At 73.7% G+C, this 25,174-nt stretch carries 20 protein-coding genes; 10 read left to right on the top strand and 10 right to left on the bottom strand.

The genetic code is table 11. The features are described 5' to 3' along the window. The first annotated feature begins 26 nt into the window (after positions 1 to 26). Genes AB0D32_RS24535 through AB0D32_RS24510 form a run of 6 tightly spaced genes read left to right on the top strand, consistent with a single transcriptional unit; the run spans position 27 to position 8,629 of the window. The gene (locus tag AB0D32_RS24535; protein WP_357094629.1) at positions 27 to 824 is read left to right on the top strand and encodes a TIGR03084 family metal-binding protein; all 798 of its coding nucleotides are present in this window, start codon (positions 27 to 29) and stop codon (positions 822 to 824) included. After that, the gene (locus tag AB0D32_RS24530) at positions 821 to 2,608 is read left to right on the top strand and encodes an acyclic terpene utilization AtuA family protein (protein WP_357094625.1); all 1,788 of its coding nucleotides are present in this window, start codon (positions 821 to 823) and stop codon (positions 2,606 to 2,608) included. Before AB0D32_RS24535 ends, AB0D32_RS24530 begins: the two co-directional genes overlap by 4 nt. Further along, a complete protein-coding gene (locus AB0D32_RS24525; RefSeq protein WP_357094622.1) occupies positions 2,605 to 3,744 on the top strand; it encodes an acyl-CoA dehydrogenase family protein in 1,140 nt (379 codons plus the stop codon). The genes AB0D32_RS24530 and AB0D32_RS24525 overlap by 4 nt, the downstream gene beginning before the upstream one ends. A gap of 55 nt (positions 3,745 to 3,799) precedes the next feature. Next, positions 3,800 to 5,401: a carboxyl transferase domain-containing protein gene (locus tag AB0D32_RS24520; RefSeq protein WP_357094619.1), complete on the top strand. Its 1,602-nt coding sequence runs from the start codon at positions 3,800 to 3,802 to the stop codon at positions 5,399 to 5,401. A 44-nt stretch (positions 5,402 to 5,445) separates the two neighbouring features. Continuing rightward, on the top strand, positions 5,446 to 7,449 hold the full coding sequence (locus AB0D32_RS24515) for a biotin carboxylase N-terminal domain-containing protein (RefSeq protein WP_357094616.1): 2,004 nt from the start codon (positions 5,446 to 5,448) through the stop codon (positions 7,447 to 7,449). Positions 7,450 to 7,465: 16 nt separating this feature from the next. Then, positions 7,466 to 8,629: an acyl-CoA dehydrogenase gene (locus tag AB0D32_RS24510; protein ID WP_357094613.1), complete on the top strand. Its 1,164-nt coding sequence runs from the start codon at positions 7,466 to 7,468 to the stop codon at positions 8,627 to 8,629. A gap of 50 nt (positions 8,630 to 8,679) precedes the next feature. Here the strand turns inward: AB0D32_RS24510 and AB0D32_RS24505 are convergent, their stop codons facing one another. Beyond that, complete coding sequence (locus tag AB0D32_RS24505) at positions 8,680 to 10,482, bottom strand: alpha/beta hydrolase (RefSeq protein WP_357094610.1); 1,803 nt, start codon at positions 10,480 to 10,482, stop codon at positions 8,680 to 8,682. 261 nt (positions 10,483 to 10,743) lie between these two features. Between AB0D32_RS24505 and AB0D32_RS24500 the strand changes: the two genes are divergently transcribed. Beyond that, positions 10,744 to 11,091, top strand: a complete 348-nt coding sequence (locus tag AB0D32_RS24500) for a hypothetical protein (protein ID WP_357094607.1) — start codon at positions 10,744 to 10,746, stop codon at positions 11,089 to 11,091. Here the strand turns inward: AB0D32_RS24500 and AB0D32_RS24495 are convergent. From AB0D32_RS24495 to AB0D32_RS24465, 7 genes are all read right to left on the bottom strand, one after another. Further along, on the bottom strand, positions 11,068 to 12,591 hold the full coding sequence (locus tag AB0D32_RS24495; RefSeq protein ID WP_357094603.1) for a serine/threonine-protein kinase: 1,524 nt from the start codon (positions 12,589 to 12,591) through the stop codon (positions 11,068 to 11,070). The two genes, AB0D32_RS24500 and AB0D32_RS24495, sit on opposite strands and share 24 nt — an antisense overlap. A 31-nt stretch (positions 12,592 to 12,622) precedes the next feature. Beyond that, positions 12,623 to 13,093, bottom strand: coding sequence for a hypothetical protein (locus AB0D32_RS24490; RefSeq protein WP_357094600.1), 471 nt, complete (start codon positions 13,091 to 13,093; stop codon positions 12,623 to 12,625). 131 nt (positions 13,094 to 13,224) lie between these two features. Next, the gene (locus AB0D32_RS24485) at positions 13,225 to 16,809 is read right to left on the bottom strand and encodes an adenylate/guanylate cyclase domain-containing protein (RefSeq protein WP_357094597.1); all 3,585 of its coding nucleotides are present in this window, start codon (positions 16,807 to 16,809) and stop codon (positions 13,225 to 13,227) included. Continuing rightward, entirely contained in the window at positions 16,806 to 17,633 is an 828-nt protein-coding gene (locus AB0D32_RS24480; RefSeq protein ID WP_357094594.1) for an MBL fold metallo-hydrolase, read from the bottom strand. The genes AB0D32_RS24485 and AB0D32_RS24480 overlap by 4 nt, the downstream gene beginning before the upstream one ends. 122 nt (positions 17,634 to 17,755) lie before the next feature. Then, positions 17,756 to 18,217, bottom strand: coding sequence for a RidA family protein (locus tag AB0D32_RS24475; RefSeq protein WP_357094590.1), 462 nt, complete (start codon positions 18,215 to 18,217; stop codon positions 17,756 to 17,758). A gap of 76 nt (positions 18,218 to 18,293) precedes the next feature. Further along, positions 18,294 to 18,449 (bottom strand): DUF4177 domain-containing protein, encoded by a 156-nt coding sequence (locus tag AB0D32_RS24470; RefSeq protein ID WP_013736319.1) that lies wholly within the window; start codon positions 18,447 to 18,449, stop codon positions 18,294 to 18,296. Positions 18,450 to 18,495: 46 nt separating this feature from the next. Then, positions 18,496 to 18,963, bottom strand: coding sequence for a hypothetical protein (locus AB0D32_RS24465; RefSeq protein WP_357094586.1), 468 nt, complete (start codon positions 18,961 to 18,963; stop codon positions 18,496 to 18,498). 331 nt (positions 18,964 to 19,294) lie between these two features. Between AB0D32_RS24465 and AB0D32_RS24460 the strand changes: the two genes are divergently transcribed. Together AB0D32_RS24460 and AB0D32_RS24455 are read left to right on the top strand one after the other, a co-directional pair. Beyond that, positions 19,295 to 20,272 carry an ArsA-related P-loop ATPase gene (locus AB0D32_RS24460; protein ID WP_357094583.1) on the top strand — a complete coding sequence of 326 codons (978 nt, stop codon included), beginning with the start codon at positions 19,295 to 19,297 and terminating at the stop codon, positions 20,270 to 20,272. Between the two features lie 54 nt (positions 20,273 to 20,326). Further along, positions 20,327 to 21,478 carry an ArsA-related P-loop ATPase gene (locus AB0D32_RS24455; protein WP_357094580.1) on the top strand — a complete coding sequence of 384 codons (1,152 nt, stop codon included), beginning with the start codon at positions 20,327 to 20,329 and terminating at the stop codon, positions 21,476 to 21,478. Between the two features lie 6 nt (positions 21,479 to 21,484). On the opposite strand, the gene AB0D32_RS24450 is transcribed toward AB0D32_RS24455, so the two are convergent. After that, entirely contained in the window at positions 21,485 to 21,805 is a 321-nt protein-coding gene (locus tag AB0D32_RS24450) for a WhiB family transcriptional regulator (protein WP_089003040.1), read from the bottom strand. Positions 21,806 to 22,208: 403 nt separating this feature from the next. Between AB0D32_RS24450 and AB0D32_RS24445 the strand changes: the two genes are divergently transcribed. After that, positions 22,209 to 24,632 (top strand): transglycosylase domain-containing protein, encoded by a 2,424-nt coding sequence (locus AB0D32_RS24445; RefSeq protein WP_357094576.1) that lies wholly within the window; start codon positions 22,209 to 22,211, stop codon positions 24,630 to 24,632. An 82-nt stretch (positions 24,633 to 24,714) separates the two neighbouring features. On the opposite strand, the gene AB0D32_RS24440 is transcribed toward AB0D32_RS24445, so the two are convergent. Further along, positions 24,715 to 25,170 carry a GatB/YqeY domain-containing protein gene (locus AB0D32_RS24440; RefSeq protein ID WP_357094572.1) on the bottom strand — a complete coding sequence of 152 codons (456 nt, stop codon included), beginning with the start codon at positions 25,168 to 25,170 and terminating at the stop codon, positions 24,715 to 24,717. Positions 25,171 to 25,174 lie beyond the last annotated feature (4 nt).

Below are 25,174 nucleotides of genomic sequence, written 5' to 3'. Positions count from 1 at the left end.
CAGCCCGCCCAGCCCCCGGAGGCACCATGGTCGACCTCAAGGCCCTGCTCGCGGACCTGGCCGACGAGTCCGAGGAGCTCGACGCCCTGGTGGCCGGCCCGCCGCCGGCCGACTGGGGGCGGGTCACGCCGTCGCCGGGCTGGAGTGTCGGGCACCAGATCGCCCACCTCGCCTGGACCGACCACGTGGCGCTGCTCGCCGCCACCGACGCCGACGCGTTCCTCGCCCTCGTGGTCACCGCCCCCGACCCCGCCCGACTCGTCGACGCCGGCGCGGAGGACTTCCTCGCCCCGTCGGCCGAGCTGCTCCCCCGCTGGCGGGCCGGCCGGGCGGCGCTCGCCGACGCGCTGTCGCACGTGCCGGAGGGCGGGAAGCTGCCGTGGTTCGGCACCCGGATGTCGGCCGCCTCGATGGCCACCGCCCGGATCATGGAGACCTGGGCGCACGGCACCGACGTGGCCGACGCGCTCGGCGTGACCCGCCCCGGCACCGCCCGGCTCCGGCACGTCGCGCACCTCGGCTTCCGTACTTTCGGCCACAGCTTCACCGCCCACGGCCGGCCGGCGCCGACGGTGCCGGTGCGGGTCGAGCTGGCCGCGCCGGACGGCGACACCTGGACGTACGGCCCGGCCGACGCCGCAGACCGGGTCACCGGCCCGGCACTCGACTTCTGCCTGCTGGTCACCCAGCGGCGGCACCGCGCCGACCTGGCGCTGGCGGCGACCGGCCCGGTCGCCGACGCGTGGCTGGACGTCGCGCAGGTCTTCGCCGGCCCACCCGGCCCCGGCCGCCCACCGCTGGCCGCCGGCAAGGTGCCGGCGTGAGCGGCGTGCTGCGGGTGGGCAACGCCTCCGGCTTCTACGGCGACCGGTCCAGCGCCTGGCGGGAGATGCTCGACGGCGGCCAACTGGACGTGCTGACCGGCGACTACCTGGCCGAGCTGACCATGCTGATCCTCGGCCGGGACCGGCTACGCGACCCCACCCTCGGCTACGCGAAGACCTTCCTGCGCCAGTTGGAGGGCTGCCTCGGCACCGCGCTGGACCGTGGCGTGCGGATCGTGACCAACGCGGGCGGCCTGAACCCGGCGGGGCTGGCCGCCGCGATCGGGTCCCTCGCCGACCGGCTCGGCCTGACCGTACGGGTCGGGTACGTCGAGGGCGACGCCCTCGCCCGCCCGGACGCGCTGACGGCGAACGCCTACCTGGGGGCGTACGGCATCGCCGCCTGCCTGGACGGCGGGGCGGACGTGGTGGTCACCGGCCGGGTGACCGACGCGTCCCTGGTGGTCGGGCCGGCGATCGCCCGGTTCGGCTGGGGCCGCGACGACCTCGACGCGCTCGCCGGGGCAACCGTCGCCGGTCACCTCCTCGAATGCGGGGCGCAGGTGACCGGGGGCAACTTCAGCTTCTTCACCGAGCTGCCCGACGGCGGGCGCCACCCCGGCTTCCCGGTCGCCGAACTGCACCCCGACGGCTCCTGCGTGATCACCAAACACCCGGGCACGGGCGGCGCGGTCACCGTGGAGACGGTCACCGCCCAGCTGCTCTACGAGGTCGGCGACCCGGCCTACCTCGGCCCGGACGTGGTGACCCGGCTGGACACGGTCGAGCTGGACGCCGACGGGCCGGACCGGGTGCGGGTGAGCGGCGTCCGGGGCACGCCCCCGCCGGGCACCCTGAAGGTCGGCGTCAACAACCTCGGCGGCTTCCGCAACTCGATGACCTTCGTCCTGTGCGGGCTCGACATCCCCGCCAAGGCGGCCCTGCTCCGGAGTCAGGTCGAGGCGGCAGTCGGCCCGGAGGGGCTGGAGTTCGTCCTGGCCCGCACCGACCACCCGGACGCGGCCGACACCGAGGCGGCGAGCGCGCTGCTGCACGTACACCTGCGGGACGGTGACCGGGCGCGGGCCGGGCGGGCCTTCTCGGCCGCCGCGGTGGAACTGGCCCTGGCCTCCTATCCCGGTTGCACGCTGACCACGCCGCCCGGCGACGCGACGCCCTACGGGGTGTTCACCGCCGACGCCGTGCCGCAGGACGCGGTGCCGCACGTCGCGGTGCTCCCCTCCGGCGAGCGGGTGCCGATCGCGCCACCGGCCCCTACCGCCGACCCGGCCGGCGGACCGGCGCCTACCGCCGAGACGGCTGGCGGACCGGCGCCCGCCGACCCGCCGCCGGCCGTGCCCGACCGCCGTACCCGGCGCGCGCCGCTCGGCGAGCTGGTCGGGGCCCGATCCGGCGACAAGGGCGGCGACGCCAATCTGGGCGTCTGGGCCCGCACCGACGCGACCTGGTCGTGGCTGCGCGGCTGGCTCACCACCGCCCGGCTGCGCGAGCTGCTGCCGGAGACCGCGCCGCTGACCGTCGAGCGGTACGAGCTGCCGAACCTGCGGGCGGTCAACTTCGTCGTCCGGGGCCTGCTCGGGCAGGGCGTGGCCGCCTCCACCCGGTTCGACCCACAGGCCAAGGCGCTCGGCGAGCTGCTCCGCTCCCGGCTCGTCGACCTGCCGGCGGAGCTGACGGCCGGCCCGGCACTCCCGCCCGGTCCGAACAGACCGATCGGCCCGGAGGCACCGGCCGGCGGATCCACGTCCCGGGAGGGCCGATGACCATCGTGGACACGCCGGAACGGCGGCAGCTGCGGGAGCTGACCCGTGCCTTCGTCACCCGGGAGGTGCTGCCGCACCTGGACGACTGGGAGCGGGCCGGCGAGATCCCCCGCGAGCTGCACGCCACGGCCGCCAAGCTCGGCCTGCTCGGCATCGGCTTCCCGGAGGCCGTCGGCGGCAGCGGCGGGGACCTGCTCGACTCGATCATCGTCACCGAGGAGGTGATCCGCTCCGGCGGCTCGTCCGGGCTGATCGCCGCGCTCTTCACCCACGGCATCGCGCTGCCGCACATCGTCGCCTCCGGCGACGCGAACCTGATCGACCGGTACGTCCGGCCGACGCTGGCCGGCACCATGATCGGCGCGCTGGCGATCACCGAACCCGACGGCGGTTCGGACGTGGCGAGCATCCGCACCCACGCGCAGCGGGACGGCGACCACTACGTGGTCAACGGGTCGAAGACCTACATCACCAGCGGCGTCCGGGCCGACTTCGTGACCACCGCGGTCTGCACCCTGCCGCCCGGCACCGGCGCCCTGACCCTGCTGGTGGTGGACAAGGGAACGCCCGGCTTCACCGTCGGCCGCCGGCTGGAGAAGCTCGGCTGGCACTGCTCGGACACCGCCGAGCTGTCGTTCGCCGACGTACGGGTGCCGGTGTCCCACCGGGTCGGCGAGGAGAACACGGCCTTCCTGGCGATCATGCAGAACTTCGCCGCGGAACGGCTCTCCCTCGCCACCCAGGCGTACGCCATCGCGCAGCGTTCCGTGGAGCTGGCGGTGCGCTGGTGCCGCGACCGGTCCACGTTCGGCCGTCCCCTGGCGAGCCGGCAGCTCGTCCGGCACCGGCTGGCCGAGATGCACACCCGCGCCGAGGCGGCCCGGGCGTACGTGCACCAGGTGGCGGCGCGGGTGGCGGCGGGCGAGCCGGTGGTGACCGAGGTGGCGATGGCGAAGAACGTCGCGGTGGCCGCCTGCGCCGAGGTCGTCGACCAGTCGCTCCAGTTGCACGGCGGCTACGGCTACCTGCGCGACGCCGAGGTGGAGCGGCACTACCGGGACGCCCGGATCCTCGGCATCGGCGGCGGCACCACCGAGATCATGAACGAGATCATCGCGAAGGGCATGGGCCTGTGAGTGCGAGGAGTGAGCCGGGTCTGCGAGCCCCGCAGTCACGAACGAAGGAGGCCCTGTGAGTACTCTGCGCAGCGCGGTCGATCCGGCCTCGCCGGGGCACCTGGCCAACCGGGAGGCCCTGCTGGAGCGCCTCGCCGAGCTGGACGTCGCCCTCGACCAGGCCCGCTCCGGCGGCGGCGAGAAGTACGTGACCCGGCACCACGGGCGGGGCAAGCTGCTCCCCCGGGAGCGGATCGAGCTGCTCCTCGACCCGGACAGCCCGTTCCTGGAGCTGTCACCGGTGGCGGCGTACGGCACCGACTTTCCCGTGGGCGCCAGCGTGGTGACCGGCATCGGCGTGGTCGAGGGCGTCGAGTGCCTCGTCGTCGCGAACGACCCGACGGTACGCGGCGGCGCGGTGAACCCGTGGTCGCTCGCCAAGACGCGCCGGGCCGGTGAGATCGCCCTGGCCAACCGGCTGCCGATGGTGAACCTGGTCGAGTCGGCCGGCGCGGACCTGCCCACCCAGGCGGAGATCTTCATCCCGGGTGGACGGGTGTTCCGCGACCTGACCCGGCTCTCGGCCGCCAGGATCCCCACGGTCAGCGTGGTCTTCGGCAACGCCACCGCCGGGGGCGCGTACGTGCCGGGCATGTCCGACCACGTGATCATGATCCGGGACCGGTCGCAGGTCTACCTGGCCGGGCCACCGCTGGTGAAGATGGCCACCGGCGAGATCACCGACGACGAGTCTCTCGGCGGGGCCGCCATGCACGCCACGACGTCGGGGCTCGCGGACCATCTGGCCTCCGACGAGCGGGACGGCATCCGGCTGGCCCGGCAGTGCGTACGCCGGCTGAACTGGCGCAAGCACGGCCCGCCGCCGCGCAACCCGTCCCCGCAGCCGCCGAGGTACGACGCGGGGGAACTGCTCGGCATCGCCAGCGCCGACCTGAAGGTGCCGTTCGACCCGCGCGAGGTGCTGGCCCGGGTGCTCGACGGCAGCGAGTTCGACGAGTTCAAGCCCAACTACGGCACCGCCCTGGTGACCGGCTGGGGCGAGCTGCACGGCTACCCGGTCGGGGTGCTGGCCAACGCGCGGGGCGTGCTGTTCAGCGAGGAGGCGCAGAAGGCGGCCCAGTTCATCCAGCTCGCCAACGCCGCCGACACCCCGCTGGTCTTCCTCCAGAACACCACCGGCTACATGGTCGGCACCGAGTACGAGCAGCGCGGCATCATCAAGCACGGCGCCCTGATGATCAACGCGGTGTCGAACTCGACCGTGCCGCACCTGACGGTCAACCTGGGCGCCTCCTACGGCGCCGGCAACTACGGCATGTGCGGCCGGGCGTACGAGCCGAGGTTCCTGTTCACCTGGCCGAACGCCAAATCGGCGGTGATGGGGCCGGCGCAGCTCGCCGGCGTGCTCTCCATCGTGGCCCGGCAGGCCGCCGCCGCCCGGGGCCGCGACTACGACGAGGACTCCGACACCGCGATGCGGATGATGGTCGAGCAGCAGATCGAGTCCCAGTCCGGCGCGCTCTTCCTCTCCGGCCGGCTCTACGACGACGGGGTGATCGACCCCCGGGACACCCGTACCGTGCTCGGGCTCTGCCTGTCGGCGATCCACAACGCACCGGTCAGGGGCGCCGACGGCTTCGGCGTCTTCCGGATGTGATCCGTGCGCAGGAATCCCGCAGCCGCGAACGAAAGGCAGGACCCGTGATCACCCGACTCCTCGTGGCGAACCGGGGCGAGATCGCCCGCCGGGTCTTCGCCACCTGCCGGGCGCTGGGCGTCGAGACGGTGGCCGTGCACTCCGACGCCGACGCCGCCGCCCCGTTCGTAGCCGAGGCCGACCACGCCGTCCGGCTGCCCGGGAACACTCCCGCCGAGACGTACCTGCGGATCGATCTCGTCCTGGACGCGGCCCGCAAGGCCGGCGCGGACACGGTCCACCCCGGCTACGGCTTCCTCGCCGAGAACGCCGCGTTCGCCGCGGCGGTGACCGACGCGGGGCTGACCTGGGTCGGCCCACCCGCGAAGGCGATCGCCGCGATGGGCGACAAGGTGGCGGCGAAGGCGCTGCTCGCCGAGGCGGGCGTGCCGATGCTGCCCACCTGGACCGACGCCGACGAGATCACCGACTTCCCGGTGCTGGTCAAGGCGTCCGCTGGCGGGGGCGGGCGCGGAATGCGGATCGTCCGGGACGCCGCCGCGCTGGCCGAGGCCGTCGCCTCCGCCCGCCGCGAGGCGGCTGCGGCGTTCGGCGACGGCACGGTCTTCGTCGAGCGGTACGTCGAGCGCGGCCGGCACGTCGAGGTGCAGATCTTCGGCGACGCGCACGGGACGGTGGTCGCCCTGGGCGAACGGGAGTGCTCGATCCAGCGCCGGCATCAGAAGATCGTCGAGGAGGCCCCGGCTGTCGTCCCGGCCCGGTTGCGCGAACGGCTGCACGAGGCGGCCGTCGCCGCCGGCCGGGCGGTCGACTACGTCGGCGCGGGCACGGTGGAGTTCCTGCTCGCCCCGACCGGCGAGTTCTTCTTCCTGGAGATGAACACCCGGCTCCAGGTCGAGCATCCGGTCACCGAGGCGGTCACCGGCCTGGACCTGGTCCGGCTGCAACTGCTGGTCGCCGAGGGCGAGCCGCTGCCGCTGGCGGCGGCCCCGCCGGCCCGGGGCCACGCCGTCGAGGTACGCCTCTGCGCCGAGGACCCGGCCGGGGGCTGGCGGCCGGCGGCGGGGACGCTGCACCGGTTCACGGTGCCGGGGGTGGCGACGGAGTTCGGCCCGCTCGCCGGGCCGGGCCTGCGGCTCGACTCGGGCGTGGTCGACGGCTCGGCGGTCGGCGTGCACTACGACTCGATGCTGGCCAAGCTGATCGCCTGGGGCGAGACCCGCGCGGAGGCGACCCGGGCGCTGGCCGGCGCGCTCGCCCGCGCCGAACTGCACGGCGTGGCCACCAACCGGGACCTGCTGGTCCGGGTGCTGCGCAGCCCGGAGTTCGGCGCCGTGGATATCGACACCGGCTTCCTCGACCGGCACGAGGAGGTCTTCGCCCCGCTGCTGCCCGCTGACCAACTCCCCCTGGTGGCCCTGGCCGCCGCGCTGGCCACCGCCGCCACCCGGCGGACCGACGCGCCGGTGCTCGCCGGGCTCCCGTCGGGCTGGCGCAACGTGCCCGCCTTCCCGCAGGTCACCCGCTATGCGGGGCCGGACGGCGACATCGAGGTCCGCTACCGGCTGGACCGCGTCGGCGCGCTCGCCCACTGGTCCACCGCCCCGCCAACCCGCCACGACGGCGCCGCCCCCGCCGAGCCAGCAGACAACGCGCCGACGGTCTCGCTGGTGCAGGCCGCCCCCGACCGGGTGGTGCTCGACGTCGACGGGGTGCGGCGGGCGTACCGCGTACACCGGGCGGGGTCGGAGGTCTTCGTGGACGGCCCGGACGGGGCGACGAGCCTGGTCGAGCTGCCGCGCTTCCCGGAGCCCACCGCGGAACTGGCGGCCGGGTCGCTGGTCGCGCCGCTGCCCGGCGCGGTGACCCGGGTGCACGTCGAGGTCGGCCAGCGGGTGGCGGCCGGCGACCTGCTGCTGACGCTGGAAGCGATGAAGCTGGAACATCCCGTGCTCGCCCCGGCCGACGGGGTGGTGGCCGAGCTGCCGGTGCCGGCCGGCGGGCAGGTCGACACGGGCGCCGTGCTGGCCGTGGTCGACCCCGAGTGATCCTGGAGGCCCCCCGATGAACTTCGACCTGACCCCCGAGCAGGACCAGCTCCGCGACGCCGTACGCGCCCTGGGCCGCCGCTACGGCCACGACTACTTCGTCACGAAGGCGAAGGCCGGCGAGCACACCACGGAACTGTGGGACGAGGCCGGCCGGCTGGGCTACCTCGGGGTCAACGTCCCCACCGAGTACGGCGGTGGCGGGGGCGGGATCACCGAGCTGGCCATCGTCTGCGAGGAGCTGGCGGCGGCCGGCTGTCCACTGCTGCTGCTGGTGGTCTCCCCGGCCATCGCGGCCACGGTGATCGCCCGGCACGGCACCGGGGAGCAGCGCAAGCGCTTCCTGCCCGGCTTCGCCGACGGCTCGTTGAAGGTGGTCTTCGCGATCACCGAGCCGGAGGCCGGCTCGAACTTCCACCGGCTCGGCACGGTGGCCCGCCGCGACGGCGACGACTGGCTGCTCTCCGGCCGCAAGTGCTACATCTCGGGCGTCGACGAGGCGCAGTACGTGCTGGTGGTGGCCCGCACCGAGGACGCCTCCACCGGCAGGCTCAAGCCGGCGCTGTTCGTGGTGCCGACCGACGCGCCGGGGCTGACCCGCTCCAAACTGGACATGGAGATCGTGTCCCCGGAGAACCAGTTCCTGCTCTACCTCGACGACGTGCGGCTGCCCGCCGACGCGCTGGTCGGCGAGTCGCTGGACGCGGGCCTGCCGGCGCTCTTCGCCGGGCTCAACCCGGAGCGGATCACGGTCGCCGCCATGGGCGCCGGCACCGGCCGGTACGCCATCGAGCGGGCCTCGGAGTACACCGCCACCCGCAAGGTCTGGGGCGGCCGGACCATCGGCTCCCACCAGGGCGTGGCCCACCCGCTCGCGCACGCTGCCGTGCAGGTCGAACTGGCCCGCCTCATGATCCACAAGGCGGCCAGCCTCTACGACGCGGGCCGCGACCTGGAGGCCGGCGTGTCCAGCAACATGGCGAAGTACGCCGCCGGGGAGGCCGCCGCGCTGGCCGTCGACACCGCCGTACAGGTGCTCGGCGGGGCCGGCATGACCACCGAGTACGGGGTGGCCACGCTGCTCGGCGCGGTGCGCGCCGGCCGGATCGCCCCGGTCAGCCGCGAGATGATCCTCAACTTCGTCGCCCAGCACGTCCTCGGCCAGGAAAAGTCGTACTGACGCCGGCCGGGGTGCGGCGGGCGCCCGATCGCCCGCCGCACCCCGGGTCCTCAGCGGACGGTCAGCGTGCCGACCGCCGGCAGCGGAGCGACCACCGGCGGGAGCCGCTTCGGCTCACCCCGGCCCGGAGCACCCTGGGCGGCCAGCGCGCCCTTCGACGCCTCCACCCGCCGGCTCGCCGCCGCTCCCGGCAGTTCGGCGAACGGCTGGACGTCGCCGACGCAGACCTTGCCGTTGGCCGGCAGCGCCCCCCGCAGCAGGTACGCGTCGATCGCGCCGGTTGCGCAGGCCGACGTCCCGTACGCCGTGTGCCCCCAGCTGTCGCTGCTGAGCAGGCGGCTGTTCGGCAGCAGCCGGGCCGAGCTCACCGCGCCCCGGTAGTTGGTCGCCGGGTCCCAGTAGTTGCCGACCACCAGCACCGGCGCGCTGGTCCGTCGGTTGAACGGCCCGGTGTAGGCGTCGGAGTCCCGCACCGTCCACGTCTTGCGGGCGCAGGGCGAGGTGAGCCAGGTCCAGAGTCGACCGAAGTACGGGTCGCGCTTGTCGGCCTTCGCGGCCAGCGCCGGGAAGGAGCCGGCGTCCTTCGGGTGGTACGCGTCGGTGCAGTCCACGCCGAGGAACGTCTCCAGCCCGTTGTCGTACGGGAAGTCGTACCGTTCGGCCTGCTCGCGGGCCTTGGCGGCCTGCCGGGTAACGTCGGCCGACGCCGGACCACGTGCGGCCGGGGACGACGCCGGGTCGGTGAGCACCAGCAGCGCGGCGGTGAGCTCGACGATCTGGGCGTAGCCCGTCGGGCCGTAGAGCGCGCTGAGGTTGCCGGCGATGAAGTCGGCGTACGTGATGGTGACCGGGCCGAGTTCGGGGTCCTCGATCACCACGGGCTTCGCCCGCAGCCGCTTCGCGACCAGGTCGAACGACGCGACGGGGTCACCGTCGGCCAGCGGGCACGCCTGGACGCCGGCCCTGTCGCACCGCACCAGGATCTCCCGCAACGCCTTGTACGCGCCCTGCGCGCTGCGCATCCGCTCTTCCTGGGGCAGGCTGCGCGCCCTGCCCCGACCGACCCACTCGTCGGGGCTCAGCACGCCGTCGATCGCCAGGGCGCGGACCCGGTCCGGGAACATGTTGGCGTAGTACTGGCCGAGCACGCTGCCGTAGCTGAAGCCGAGGAAGGTGAGCTTCCGGTCGCCCACGGCACGGCGCAGCACGTCCATGTCCCGGGCGACCTCGGCGGTCGACATCGCGCCGGAGAGCGGCCTGCCCGTGGTGGAGCAGCCCCTGCCGACGGCCTTCGAGGAGGCGACGTACGCCTTCTCCTCGGCCTTCGTCCACGGGAACGCCACGTTAAACCCGGCGTACGCCCGGGTCTGTTCCTTGACCGACGGGAAGCACCTGACCTGCTCGCTCGCCGCGACGCCACGCGGGTCCACGCCGACGATGTCGAAGCGGTCGAGCACCTCGTCACCGAGGAAGTACGGCGCGGCGAGCGCGACGCCGGTGCCGGAGCCGCCGGGGCCACCCGGGTTGATGAAGAGGCTGCCGATCCTGCGCTGCTGGTCGCGGGCTTTGACCCGCAGCACGGCGACCTCGGTCGTCGGGCCGTTCGGCTTGTCGTAGTCCCTGGGCAGCCGGACGGTGGCGCACTCGGCGTAGTCGTGGCAGGCGTACCAGTCCAGGTCGGGCGTGGGCACCCGGTCGACCCGGCGGGCCTCCTGGGGGCTGGTGCGGTCGGAGGTGACCGGACGGTCCCCGCCGGTGGGGGCCGGTGCGGCGGCGGCTGGGGTGACCGCGGCGCCGACGAGGAGGATGCCGGCGATTCCCGCGGCGGCTAGGGACCGGTTTCGTCGTGGCATGTGGACGCCTTCCGGTGGGCGACAGGACGGTCGAGTCTTGGCTCGACCTTCGTCACTCTAGGCATCGCGGCACATGGATACCGGCCCGCGAGTGGCTGTATATCCGACAATCCGGCGGGCAGATGTAACGAACATTTCACGGTCGACGCTGTTAACTCCTCCGTGCGCAATCCCTCACCCAGAACAAGATCTTTGCGGGAATCGTCGCACCGGCGGCGCCTCCCCGGTTGACAGCAGCCCTCGCAGGGACATCCTGTACGGGTGAGGATTCCGAGACCCGACGCGCGGGCGAAGGCGGTCGTCGCGGCGCTGGCTGCGGCCTCCCTGCTGGTGACGCTGATCGTGTGGCGGCGCCAGGATCTCGTCGGCGTGACCCTGGCACTACTCTGCGTCCTGTCGACGATGATCGCGGCGGTGTCGGTGGCGGCGGTCCGCCAGGAGGAGGACACGGAACCGGCCGTCACGCCGGGCGTACCGGGGCAGCCGGCCGGGGGCCTGTACGGCATCGACGCCGACACGTTGGAGTCGCTCGACCACCGGGAGGCGGTCCGCGCCATGCGGGAGCGGCACCGGGGACGCGGCGGCTCAGCGGCCCGTGAGGGTGGGTGAGGCGAGCGCGTCGAGCCCGCGCCCGGCCAGGCAGCGGTACGTCCGGTCGGTGTCCGCCCCGGCCGGGGGCAGCACCTCCAGGTTCCAGCCGTCCGAGAAGCGAATCCCACTGGTGAGCCGGAAGGTGGTCTCGTTGCAGACCCGCCGCACCGCCACGTCCGAGCTGACCTCGTCGTGGTCGGCGCCGACCAGGGTGTCGGGGAGCTTGCCCTCGGCGTAGCTCTCCCAGGTGTGCTGGCCCTCGCAGGGCACCCGGGCCGCGCGGGCCAGCGTGCCGCGCACCTCCATCGGCCCGAAGCACTCCAGCTCGTCGGCGCAGCCCGCACCGGCGGGCAGCCCGGTCGTCAGGGCACAGGCGGGCAGCACCGCACTCGTCGCCACCACGCTCGTCGCCCTCACATCGGCCGTCGGCGACGGGCCCGGGGTGGACACCGCGCCCCCCAGCCAGGCACCGGCGCCGGCCGAGGCGGCCAGCGCGACCATCCCGGCACCGCCGAGGAACCAACGCCGCCGACGCCGCTGGCCGACCGTGGGCACCGTGGGGTGGAGATCCTCCACCGGCGGTCGCGGGGCGGGCTGGGAAACGCGGTCGACCGCGTACGGGCCGACGGGGCCGGAGCCACCGCTGACCGGGGCGCCCGGCACGCCCGCGCCGCCCGCCGGGGAGCCGGCCGGGTCGAGCGACAGGCCGGCCAGCAGGCTGCGCAGCTCGACGGCCGAGGGACGCTCACCGGGGTCGTTGGACATCCCGACCCGGAGCACGTCGATCATCTCGGCCGGCACACCGGGCAGGCCGGGAACCGGCTGGTGGAACATCTCCAGCACCGTGACCAGGCTGGGGTTGCGCTCGGACTGCCAGCGCGGCGGACGGCCGTGCATCACCGCGTAGAGGGTGGCGCAGAGGGCGTAGACGTCGACGGCGGGCGACGGCGGGCTGTGGTTGAACATCTCCGGCGGCGCGTAGGCGGGGGTCAGCACCTCCAGGGCGACCGAGGCGTCACGCATCTCGGCCACCACGGCCAGCCCGAAGTCGGCCAGCACCGCAGGGTTGAAGTGCGAGTGGAGGATGTTCGCCGGCTTGACGTCGCGGTGCAGCACGCCGGCGGCGTGCGAGTGGGCTATCGCGTCGGCGATCTTGACCCCGAGGTCGCGCGCCTCGGCCGGCCCGAGCGGCGAGGTCCGCATCCGCTCGGCGTACGAGCCGTCGCAGAGTTCCATGATGAGGTAGGGGTGCTGGTCGATCGTGACCCCGACGTCGAAGAGGTCGACCACGTGCGGGTGGGACGACATCCGCCCGGCGGCCCGCGCCTCGCGCAGGAAGCGGGCCTGGTCGTGCTCACTGTCGAGCGTGCGATTCTCCACCTTGACCGCGACCTCGCGCCCCACCGATATCTGGGTCGCCTTGTAGATCGTCGCGTAGCCTCCCCTGGCAAACACGTGCAGATCGGTCAGACCGGGCACAATGGGCAACGGCAGGGCGCCGGGCGGGGTCTCGGTCACAGTTCTGAAAATACCCAATCGGACTGACGGCTCAGTGAACCGCATCAGCGGCCGGGACGGCACCTGCGGCGGAACCACCTGCACCGCCCACCGTTGCCGGACCCGCGCGACGGTCGTCCCACCAGAGCCCGACGGCGGTCGCCACCGCACCGAGGCCCTCCCAGACAGCCACCCCGAAGAACCGCCCGGGCGCGATGTCGGCCAGCACCGCGATGCTGAACACCGTGAACGTGACCAGCCGGAACACCACGGTGAAGCGGAAGAACGGGCGCCACTCGGTGGCGGTGGCGAGCAGGTAGTAGACCCCCATGTTGAACGAGGCCATCGAGGAGGCCGTCAGGAAGGTGCCGGTGTGGTCACCGGCCGCGCGGGTCTCCGGCACCTCGAAGCCGAGCAGGCGCAGCAGCACCTCCGGCCAGACCAGCCCGACCGCGCCCATGAGCAGGGCCAACACGCCGAAGACCGCGATCGTCCACCCGGCGGCCGAACGCGGCAACCTCATCACGGCCTCCCCAGACCCGACGCGGTCGCACGACCGACCGCCTCCTCGGACCTGACACGCTATCGGCCACCCCCGACACACCGCATCCCCAGAACCGTCAGACCTTCCCCGTGCCCGGATCCGCAGCGGGACTAGGGGGCGTCGAGCCGGGCGCGCAGGGCGTCGGCGGCGGCACGCTCGCTGCGCTGCTCGGTCGCGTACGCCAGCCGGACCGCCTCCTCGGCAGTGGCCAGCGCCTCCTCCGGCCGGCCGCAGGCCGCGAGCGCCTCGGCGAGCACGCTCGCGGCGACCACCTGGCTGCGTACGTCCTCCGCCGGGGCGGTGACGGCCCGCTGAGCCCAGTCCAGCGCCTGCTCGCACTGGCCGTGGGCGAGCAGCGCGGAAGCGTACCGGGCCATGGTCTGCCGGCGGGAGAAGAGCAGCGAGGGCACGTTGGCGGCGGCGGTGGCCACCGGGGCGAGCAGCCCGACGGCGGTCGCGGAGTCGCCGGCGGCCAGGCGGGCGGTGGCCAGGAGCACCCGGGGTGCCACCTGGGCGGGCGCCTGCGGGTTGTGCGGTTCGACGGCGGTCAGCACCGACCGGGCGTCCCGCTCGGCCGTGTCGTAGTCGCCCAGGTCCAGCGCCACGAACCCGCGCAGCGTGCCGGCCATCCCGGTGAGCAGCGGGTGCGACGTCCGTTCCGCGTACGACAGCGCGTCGGTGAGCAGGTCGGCGGCGTGCCCCGGCTCGCCCAGCCCGCGCGCCACGACGCCCCGGACGACCAGCGCGAACCCGCGCCCCCAGTCGTCGGAGGCGGCGGCGAACTCCCGGTACGCCCGGCGGGCCCCCCGGTCCGCCTCCGCCAGCTCGCCCAGCTCGGCGGTGGCGAACGCCTCGACCGCGCGCAGCGTGCCCACCGCCCACGCCTCGCCGACCCGCTCGCCGAACGGCAGGAACACCTGCGCCATCCGGCACGCCTCCCGCAGCCGGCCGGCCAGCAGCCTGGCGAAGGCGGTGGTGCCGCGCAGCCAGGCCCGCCCGTACGGGTCCTTCAGCTCGGCGAAGAGCCGGGCGGCCCGGCCGAGCACGGCATCGGTGCCGGCGAAGTCGCCCCGGGTCGTGGTCACCCAGGCCAGGTTCTGCAACGACCACGCCTGTCCCCGACGGTCCTGCGCCTGGAGGCTCACCTGGTACGACGCGGCGAGCCGGCTGCTGGCCTGCCCCAACCGCCCGGCGATGAAGTCGGCCATCCCGAGGCGGCGCATCGCCGAGGCGCGCAACGTCGGCAGCCCCCCGGCCGTGGCCACCTGCAACGCCTCCTGCCAGCAGGCCACCGCGCGGGCCTGGTCCCCCATGGTCTGGTGGGCCTGCCCGGCGAGCAGCAACGCGCTGGTCCGGACGGCGGACTCGTCGCCGGCGTTGGCGGCGATCTTCTCGGCGGAGGCGAGGGCGTCGGCGGGGCGACCGACCTGGAGCAGCGCCCGGGCGTGCACCACCCGGTCGGCCGCCGGCACCCCGTCGCGGGCCAGTTCGGCGGCGCGTTCGGCATACTCGACGGCCAGTGCGGGCTCGCCCGCGTGCAGCGACCGCCGGGCGGCCCCGCCGAGCGCGGCGACGCCCAACGGTACGACCGTCCGCGCCGGGGCGTCCGGCCGCAACCCGACCGCGTCGGCCAGCGCGGCGGCCCGTTCCACGTGCTGGGCCACGAAGACGTCCCGGGCCGCCTCGGCGAAGCCGCCCGGCGTGCCCGCCCCCGCCGACGGACCGGCTGCCGCCCAGCGGGCCAGCGCCGCGTGCCGCTCGGCCAGCTCGGCCTTGCTCACCCCGGCGTACGCGGCCTCCCGCATCAGCGGGGTCGCGAAGGCGTACCCGGTGCGGGTGCGGTGCAGCATCCGGCGTTGCAGCAGTTCCTCGACGGCCCGCTCCAGCTCGACGGCGACCACCGCCGCCGGTCGGCCGTCCCGGCCGGCCCGCTGCTCGCGCAGCGCCTCCAGCGCCCCGTCCGGCACCGTGTCGCCGACGACCGCCGCGTCGCGCAGCACCGAGCGGGCCTCGGCCGGCAGTGCGTCGATGCGCGCGGCGAGCACCGCGGCCAGGTCGCGGGAGAGCAGGCGGCTGCCGAGCGAGCCGGGCACCAGTCGCCAGCCCCCCGGGCTGGGGGCGTTCCGCTCGGCGACGGCGGTCAGCGCGCCCCGCTCCATCAGCAGGGTGACCAGCTCGGCCAGGTAGAACGGGTTGCCCTGGGCGGTGGCGAGCAGCCGGTCGGCGTCGGCCTGCGGCACCCGGCCGCCGTTGAGGTAGGTGGTGAGCAGCCGGGCCGCGTCGGCGCCGCGCAGCGGCGGCAGCGCGTGCACCTCGGCGTCCGCGACCCGGGTCAGCGCCCCGGCGGTACGCACCAGCTCGGGCCGGCCGAGCAGCAGCACCAGCACCGGGCCGGCGAGCCGGGACAGGGTGACGCCGAGCGCCTGGATGGTCTCGGGGGTGGCGTCGTGCAGGTCGTCGACGACGACCACCAGGGGCGCCTCCCCGGCGAGCCCCGTGAGCAGGTCCGCGACCGCGTTCGGCACCGCGTCGGCGTCGGCCGGCTGGGCGGTGCCCCACTCGCCCTGGTCGGCCGGGCCGCCGCCGGGCAGCTCGGCGTACCCGAGCAGGGCCAGCAGCTGGTCGGTGGCGACCGCCGCCGGTTCGCCGGAGCGGCTGAGTCGCTGGCCGAGCCGGCGCAGGCGCTCCTCGACGGCCGGGCGGGTGAGCGCGGTGGCGGCGTCGTTGGGCAGGCCGACCGCCGCCCGGACCAGGTCGGCCAGGGGCGCGAGCCGGCGCCGCTCACCGAACGCGGCGCAGCGCACCGACAGCACCCGGGCACCGGTGTGCGCGGCGTACCGGCCGGCACCGACGTCGTAGCCGGCGGCGAGGCGTTCCACCTCGGCGGCGAACCGGGACTTGCCGATGCCGGCCTCGGCGGTCATCAGCAGCACCCGGGGCTCGGCGCGGTCGATCACCTCGGCGAGCCGGCCGGCGACCCGACCGATCTCCGTCTCGCGGCCCACGAAGGGGGCCTCGTCGCCGAGGCCGGACCGGGTGCCCGGGGCGTCCAGGAGACCGAGCAGCTCGTACGCCTCGACAGGCTCGCGCTTGCCCTTGAGCCGCAGCGGGCGCAACGCGCGCCAGGAGGCCACGTGTCGGGTGGCGGCCGAGGTCCGCGCCCCCGCGTAGACCGCGCCGACGGCGGCGGCATCGGCCAGCCGGGCGGCGGTGTTCACGGTGTCGCCGATGACCGTGTACTCGATCGCGGCCTGGATGCCGGCGATCACGTCGCCGGTGTTGAGCCCGACCCGCAGGCCGAGCGGCGCGCCGCCGCCGCGCTCGTCGTCGAGCACCCGGCGGACCGCCCGCTGCATCGACAGCGCCGCGCGGACCGCCCGTTCGGCGTCGTCCTCGTGCGCCACCGGCGCGCCGAAGACCGCCATGATCCCGTCGCCGGTGAGCTTGTCGACGTGCCCGCCGAACGTCTTCACCGCGCCGGCCAGGGAGGCGAGCACCCGGTCGGTGACCGCGCCGACCCGTTCCGGGTCGAGGTCCTCCGACCAGGAGGTGAAGTCGGACAGGTCGCCGAAGAGCACCGTCACCACGCGGCGTTCGGCCGCGGGCAGCGTCGCGGCGGCCGGCAGCGCGGCGCCGCAGTTGTGGCAGAACCGCGCGCCGGGCACGGCGACGGTTCCACACACCGGGCAGGTCACGCTTGCTCCAACCCCGCGGCACCTCCGCCGGATTCCCGCCCCAGGTGCTCCAGCTGAGCCCGGACGGACCACTCGGCGGCCCACCACAGCGACCGGTCGACGTCCGCGTAGACGGTCGCGACCACCTCCGCGGGGGTGCTGGCGCCCCCGGCGACCGCCGCCCGGACCTGGTCGAGCCGGGCCCGGCGGTGGGCGAGGTAGAAGTCGGCAGCGGCGGCGCAGTCGGCCAGCGCCGGGCCGTGCCCCGGCAGCGCTGGGATCCCGCGGTACGTGGAGAGCAGCTCCAGGCTGGCCAGATAGTCCCCGAGGTGCCCGTCCGGGTGGGCGACCACGGTGGTCCCCCGGCCCAGGATGGTGTCGCCGGTGAGGACGACCCGCTCGTCGCCGTGCTCGACCAGGAAGCAGACCGAGTCGCCGGTGTGCCCGGGGGTCGGCACGAGCCGGACGCTCAGCCCGTGGCCGCCGAGTTCCTCCCCCGGCCCGGCCAGCGGCTCCCCGGCGATCGTGTGCGCCGGGTCGGCGGCGCGTACGGGCACCCCGTCGAGCAGTTCGTGCAGGCGGCGCGAGCCGTCGGTGTGGTCGGGGTGGCCGTGGGTGATCAGCACCAGGCCGATCGGCCCCCGCGCGGCGATCGCCGCCAGGTGCTCCTCGTCGGCCGGCCCGGGGTCGACGACGACGGCGTGCTCCTGACCGGGGGCGCGCAGCACCCACGTGTTGGTGCCGTCGAGCGTCATGGGCCCCGGATTGGGAGCGAGCAGCAGCGCAACCCAACCCGGCAGCTCGCCGGCAAGCGCCGCCGCCGGCGCGGTGAAGTGCCCCGTCATGGCTGCGATCGTACGGCCCCGCCCGCCACTCCCCGCGATCTTGCAGTTCCGGCCCTTGATACGTCCCACTTCACGGCTTTTGCCGGGGCGCAAAGTGCAAGATCGCGGGGGAAAGGGGGCGGTCAGGAGACCTCGACGATGACCTCTACCTCTACCGGGGCGTCCAGGGGCAGCTCGGCCACGCCCACGGCGCTGCGTGCGTGGCGGCCGGCCTCGCCGAAGACCGCGCCGAACAGGTCGGAGGCGCCGTTGATCACGCCGGGCACGGCGGTGAAGCCGGGGGCTGCGGCGACGAAGCCGGTCAGCTTCACGATCTTGACGACGTTCTCCAGGCCGACCAGCGCGTCGATCGCGGCCAGCGCGTTGAGGGCACACCGCTGGGCGAGGTCCTTGGCCTGCTCGGCGGAGACACCGGCACCGACCTTGCCGGTGGCGAGCAGCTTCCCCCCGACCATCGGCAGCTGCCCGGAGACGTAGACGTGCTGCCCGGACTGGACGGCCGGCACGTAGCTGGCCACCGGCGGGACCACCTCGGGCAGCGTGTGCCCGAGTTCGGCGAGCTTCGCGTGGGGTCCGTTGCTCATGCCGCCACCTCGCTGCGCTCCGCGGCGCCATGAGACACCGACACGCCGAGCAGAATGACTCGCTCGCTCCGCTCACTCATGCCTTCGGCCGCTTCAGGTAGGCGACGAGCTGCTCCGGGTTGGGACCAGGAACCACGGAGACGAGTTCCCACCCGTCCTCACCCCAGTTGTCGAGGATCTGCTTGGTCGCGTGGACCAGCAGCGGGACCGTGGCGTATTCCCACTTCTGCATTGGTGGAGGGCTCCCTCGGACGGAGTTCGACTTCTCGAGGCACAGCCTACGGTCCGGCGGACGGGCGGGGCGCGGGACGCTGCTCCGGAGGTGCCGGCAGCTCCCCGCAGGGCCCGCCGTGCTCGTACGGCTGGGGGCAGCGGGAGCGGTCCGGCAGCAGCAGGTCGCAGAAGACCCGGTGCCGGTTGTTCTGGTCGTCCGTGCTGGACACGGTGGTCTCGCCGGCGTCCAGCTCGATCAGGAAGCCCAGCGAGGTGGCGACCGTGCCGGCCAACGCGGTGGCCGCCCGGAGATCGGTGACCCGGATCGGCAGGTGGATGACGTACCCGGGCTCCTCCTCGTCCCGGCCCGCCGGGCGCAGCACCTCGACGGGTTCGGCGAGCCGCCGGTACGACCGTTCGTTCATGGGCAGGCCACCGCCGTCCTCGGCCTCACGCGCGGAGCCGGATCCGGGCCGCCGCGCCCGGTCGCCCGCCGGGAAGTGGGCTCGATGGATGTTGTCCACGTCGCGCATTCCTTGCCTCCGGACGTCGTACCTGGTCACGTCATCGAATGAGGGCCGGACCCGCCGCCCGACCCGTTCCCCGCACCGCTGAGAACCTAGGTGGGTGGCGACAGTCCCGCCAGCAGGACGCGCACGTTCGGTCACATGGAGTCACATATGCGACACAGTGCCGGTAAGGAACCTGACGGCGTTCGCCGCCCCGGAGCGGCATACCGGCCGCTACCCCTCCCCTCGCCGACGAGAAGGTGGCCGGCCAGGACCTGCGGTTCACCGTGGTGCAGCAGACAGGTTGGCGGGTCTGCGAGGTCGCCTGATCCCACGACCTGGATAGGCTCGACGGGTGCGAGCAGCAGAGTCGCCGGCCGACCCGGCCGCTACGGAGTGGCCGGCCCGCCTCCACGTCGTGACCGGCAAGGGCGGCACCGGCAAGACCAGCGTCGCGGCGGCCCTGGCGCTGGCGCTGGCCACCGGCGGCCGGCGCACGCTGCTGGTCGAGGTCGAGGGACGGCAGGGCATCGCCCAGCTCTTCGGCGCCGATCCGCTGCCGTACGAGGAGCGGCACCTGACCGACGCGCCGGGCGGCGGGGAGGTGCGGGCCCTCGCGGTGGATGCCGAGGAGGCCCTGCTGGAGTACCTCGACATGTTCTACAAGCTCGGTGCGGCCGGCCGGGCGCTGCGCAAGCTCGGGGCGATCGACTTCGCCACCACCATCGCCCCGGGGCTGCGGGACGTCCTGCTCACCGGCAAGGTGAAGGAGGCGACCACCCGCACCAACGGCCAGCGGCGCGCGTACGACGCGGTGGTGCTGGACGCGCCGCCCACCGGGCGGATCGGCCGGTTCCTGAACGTCACCGCCGAGACGGCCCGGCTGGCCAAGGTCGGCCCGATCAAGACCCAGAGCGAGGGGGTCGCCGCGCTACTGCGCTCCCCGATCACCGCCGTGCACGTCGTCACCCTGCTCGAGGAGATGCCGGTCCAGGAGACCGTCGACGCGATCGCCGAGCTGACCCAGCTCGGTTTCCCCGTGGGGCGCGTGATCGTCAACGGCGCCCGGCCGCCGGTGCCCGCGGGCCGGGTGGTGACCGCCGCCGAGTTGGAGCGGGGGCTGCGCGCCGCCGGGCTGCCGACCGACCGGGACACCGTCGCCGGGCTGGCCACCGAGGCGCGCGACCAGGCCATCCGCCGCGAGCTGGAGGATTCGCTCCGGACCGACCTGGTGGAGCTGGGGCTGCCGATGACCGAGCTGCCGTTGCTGCCCGACGGGGTGGACCGGGCCGGCCTGGACCGGCTCGCCGCGACTCTCCTCCGGGCGGATTGACTCACACCTGCCGCCGGCCCGGGCGCGCCGACCGACCCGGCCCGATACGCTCGATTGGTGCCTTCCGAAGACGCGGCGCCGCAGCTGGACGTCGACCAGATCCTCGCCGATCCGGGCGTCCGGATCGTGGTGTGCTGCGGGGCCGGCGGGGTGGGAAAGACGACAACGGCCGCCGCGCTCGCGCTGCGGGCCGCCGAGCAGCACGGCCGGCGCACGGTGGTGCTCACCATCGACCCGGCCCGCCGGCTGGCCCAGTCGCTCGGGCTGACCGAGCTGGACAACACCCCCCGCCAGGTCAAGGGGATCGACGTCGAGGTCAGCGGCGGCGAGCTGCACGCCATGATGCTCGACATGAAGCGCACCTTCGACGACGTGGTGCTCCAGCACACCGATCCGGCGAAGGCGGCGGAAATCTTCGCCAACCCCTTCTACCAGGCCATGAGTTCGACCTTCGCCGGCACGCAGGAATACATGGCGATGGAGAAGCTGGGCCAGTTGCACGCCCGGGGCGAGTGGGACCTGATCGTGGTGGACACTCCGCCGTCCCGCTCGGCGCTGGACTTCCTGGACGCCCCGGCCCGCCTGTCCCGCTTCCTCGACGGGCGGATGCTGCGGCTGCTGCTGGCCCCGGCGCGTACCGGCGGGCGGAGCATGTTCAGCCTGGTCACGGCCTCGTTCGGGATGTTCTCCAAGATCGTGCAGAAGGTGCTCGGGGCCCAGTTGCTGACGGATCTGTCCGGTTTCGTCGCCGCGCTCGATTCGATGTTCGGCGGCTTCCGGCAGCGGGCCGAGCAGACGTACCGCATCCTGCAGGCCCGGGAGACGGCGTTCCTGCTGGTCGCGGCGCCCGAGTCGGACGCGGTCCGGGAGGCCGCCTACTTCGCGGGCCGGCTGCGCGAGGAGAAGATGCCGCTGGCGGGCCTGGTACTCAACCGGGTGCACCGGCCGGCGGTGCCGGGCCTCGACGTGGCGGAGAGCCTGGCCGCCGCGGAGCGGCTGGCCGGCCTCGGTGGGCACGAGGGCACCGTCGACGTGCTGCGGGCCCACGCCACCCTGGCTCAGCAGGCGGTACGCGAGCGGCAGGTGGCGGCCCGGTTCACCGAGGCGTTCCCGGAGGTGCCCGCGGTGTCGGTGGCCGCGCAGCCCGCCGACGTACACGACGTCGACGGGCTGCGGACGATCGGCGCGGCGATCAGCCGGCCGTGACGGTGCTCAGCCGGCCGTGGTGACGAGGATCTTGTCCTTGCCTGCCTTGTCCTTGGCGTTCTTCTTCATCGCCGCCTCGAACATCTTGCGCCAGCTCGCCACCTGGGGGTGACGGCGCAACAGCGCGCGACGTTCGCGTTCGGTCATGCCACCCCACACGCCGAATTCGATCCGGTTGTCCAGCGCGTCGGCCAGGCATTCGTACCGGACCGGGCAGCTCCGGCAGATGCGCTTCGCCACGTTCTGTTCGGCGCCCTGTACGAACAATGCGTCCGGGTCCCCGTTCTGACATGCCGCCAGCGACGGCCAGTCAGTGATCATGCCCATCTGTACACGTCCCCCCTTGCAGTACCTACCGACCCCGTCGCGGACCAGCCGGCATTCCCCCCGATCGCCCTGCCTGCCTTCCCCAAGGCGGCACGGACGACATGTGGCGCTGTCGCCGCCCCCATCATGCTCTGTAGTCGCCTGATTACGCAACGTTGTCGGCGAAATCCATCATTCCGGACACTCCCGGCTTCCCGGGCTTCGCAGCCGCCGGTTACCCCGCCGAAGTCCGTGAAAACGCTGCGGGCCCCTCCCGAAGGAGGAAGACTCGACGCCGGATTCACGCAACCACGCACCGGGGGTCATGCGTTTAGCACAACGAGGTCGGCGCGCGCAGGAAATGGGGAAAGAACGCCCCAGCGCCCCTCGTTCCCTACTCGCGTACCCTGTCGAGGTGACCTGGATGCGGAAACGTGACCACAATGTGCTGACCAACGCCGCATCGCTACTCATATGTGGCCTGCTGGCCGGCGTGGTGGTCGCGGCGGCGGCCTTCCCCGCAGTGGCGATGTCCGGGCTGGCCGCGAAGGCCGGCGCAGAGACCTTCGGCGCACTGCCCAAGGAGCTGACCGTGGCGCGCGCGCCACAGATCAGCCACCTGTACGCCTCCGACGGCAAGACGCCACTGGCGACGATGTACGACGAGAACCGTCGCGACGTCAAGCTCAAGGACATCGCGCCGATCATGCAGAAGGCGATCGTCGCCGCCGAGGACCACGACTTCTACAAGCACAACGGCGTGGACCTCAACGGCATCGCCCGGGCCTTCGTCAACAACCAGTCCAACGCGTCCAGCCAGCAGGGCGCCTCGACGCTGACCATGCAGTACGTCCGGCTCGCCATCGCCTACTCGGCGAGCCACCCGGCGGACGTGGTCGCGGCCACCGAGGACACCAGCGCCCGCAAGCTGCGCGAGATGCGCTACGCCATCCAGATCGACAAGGAGCTCTCCAAGGACGAGATCCTGGAGCGCTACCTGAACATCGCCGCGTTCGGCAACGGCGCGTACGGCATCTACGCCGCCAGCCAGGTCTACTTCAACAAGCCGCCGAGCAAGCTCAAGATCGAGGAAGCGGCCATGCTCGCCGGCATGGTGAAGGCGCCCAGCACCAACGACCCGACCACCAGGAGCGGCTACAAGGCGGCGGTCGACCGGCGCGACTACGTCATCGAGAACATGGTCGAGACCGGCGCCATCACCCGCCAGGAGGCGGACGCGGCGAAGGCCGTCGAGCTCAAGGTCACCGGCAAGCGGGCGCCCAACGGCTGCGTCTCGGCCAACGAGAAGGGCTGGGGCTTCTTCTGCGACTACTTCTACCGCTGGTGGATGCAGCAGGAGACGTTCGGCTCGACCTCGTACGACCGGGAGCGGCGGCTCAAGAGCGGCGGCTACACCGTCATCACCACGCTCGACCCGCAGGCCCAGCGGGGCGCCGACAAGGCCGTCCGCAAGGCCAAGAAGGAGTCCGCCAAGGAAGCCGCCATGGTGGCGGTGGTCGAGCCGGGCAGCGGCAAGGTCCGGGCGCTGGCGGTGAACCGCAACTTCAAGCTCGACGACCCGAACAAGCCGGTCAACAAGCCGCACAGCGACCCCAAGCAGCGTAAGAAGGGCAAGCTCGGCAACTACCCGAACACCGTGAACCCGCTGCTCACCGGCGGCGACGGCCTCACGGGCTACCAGGCCGGCTCCACCTTCAAGATCTTCACCATCGTGGCCGCGCTGGAGAAGGGCATCCCGCTCGGCTACACGATCAACGCGCCGCAGCAGTTCCGGTCTGAGTACAAGATCCAGCCCGGGCCTGCCGCCTGCCCGGGCACCAACCTGTACTGCCCGACCAACTCCGGCAAGAAGGCCGGCGGCGTGCAGAACATGTGGAGCGCCTTCGCCTCCTCCATCAACACCTACTTCGTCCCGCTCCAGCAGCAGGTCGGCGCGGAGAACGTGGTCGACGTGGCCAAGCGGCTCGGCATCCAGTTCCGCACCACCGAGGACCTCCGGCTGAGCGGCACGAAGGAGGCCGCGCACGACTGGGGCGCCTTCACCCTCGGCGTCTCCCAGACCACCCCGCTGGAGCTGGCCAACGCCTACGCCACGCTGGCGGCGGACGGAAAGTACTGCGAGCCCATCCCGGTGCAGGAGATCAGGGACCCGGAGGGCAAGAAGCTCGACATCGCCAACCCGCGCTGCGAGCAGCGGGTCAGCCCCGAGGTGGCCCGCGCCGCCGTCGACGCCGCCCGCTGCCCGGTCGGCGACAACTCCTCCACCACCAGGTGCGGCGGCAGCCGTACGGCCGCGAACGTCCGGGGCATCGTCGACGCCCCGGTGGCCGGCAAGTCCGGCACCACCGACTCGGAGAAGACCGCCTCCCTCGTCGCCATGACCAAGCAGTACGCGGTGGCCGGCATCATGGCCGACCCGGACTGGCCGCAGACCAACGCCAAGATGAAGCACGCCCCCCGCGACGGCATCAACCCGCCGGTCTACGAGACGCTGCGCGACGCGATGAAGGGCAAGGATCGGAAGAACTTCACGCCGCCGGGCAAGAAGATCTCCGAGGGCGACCAGCGCCGGATCCCCGACGTGAAGTGCCTGGACCCGCAGCAGGCGAAGTCCCGGGTCGAGGCGGAGGGCTTCGACGCGGTCATCTCCGACGTCAAGGTCCCGTCGAGCTGCCCGGCGGGCAAGGCCGCCGGCACCAGCCCCGACGGCCGGACCATCAAGGGTGGCGTGGTAACCATCCAGATCAGCGCCGGTGGCGGCGCGCCGGATGGCCCGGGCGGCCCGCCGAACACCCCCGGCCGACCGCCCGGACGCCCTGGCGGCTGAGCCGGCCTGAAGAAATCCGGACGGGCGGGCACCCCTGGTGGGGTGCCCGCCCGTTTCGCGTACGCGGTTCGGTGGGGCCCGGTCAGAGGCCGAGCTGCCGGCGTACCTCGGCGGCGACCCGGCCGCCCTCGGCCCGGCCGGCCACCGCCGCCTGGGCCGCCTTCATGGCCGGGCCCATCTGCGCCTTACCGGTGAAGCCGCCCGCGGCGAGCGCCCCCGAGACCAGTTCGGTCAGCTCGGCGTCGGGAAGCTGCTTCGGCAGGTAGCGCTCCAGCACCTCGCCCTCGGCGACCTCCTTCGCGGCCTGCTCGGTGCGGCCGGCGTCACCGAACGCGGTGGCGGCCTCGCGGCGCTTCTTCGCCTCCTTGGTCAGCACCGCGAGCACCTCGTCGTCGGTGAGCTCGCGCTTGGCCTTGCCGGCGACCTCGGCGGTGCCGACGGCGGCGAGCGCCATCCGCAGCGTGGAGGTGGTCAGCTCGTCGCGCGCCTTCAGAGCGGCGCGCATGTCGGCGGTCAGACGGTCCTTCAGCGTGCTCATGGAC

This window comes from Micromonospora sp. NPDC048170 (genome assembly GCF_040652795.1).
Classification (GTDB): domain Bacteria; phylum Actinomycetota; class Actinomycetes; order Mycobacteriales; family Micromonosporaceae; genus Micromonospora.
This window is presented reverse-complemented; position numbering and strand designations above follow the sequence as displayed.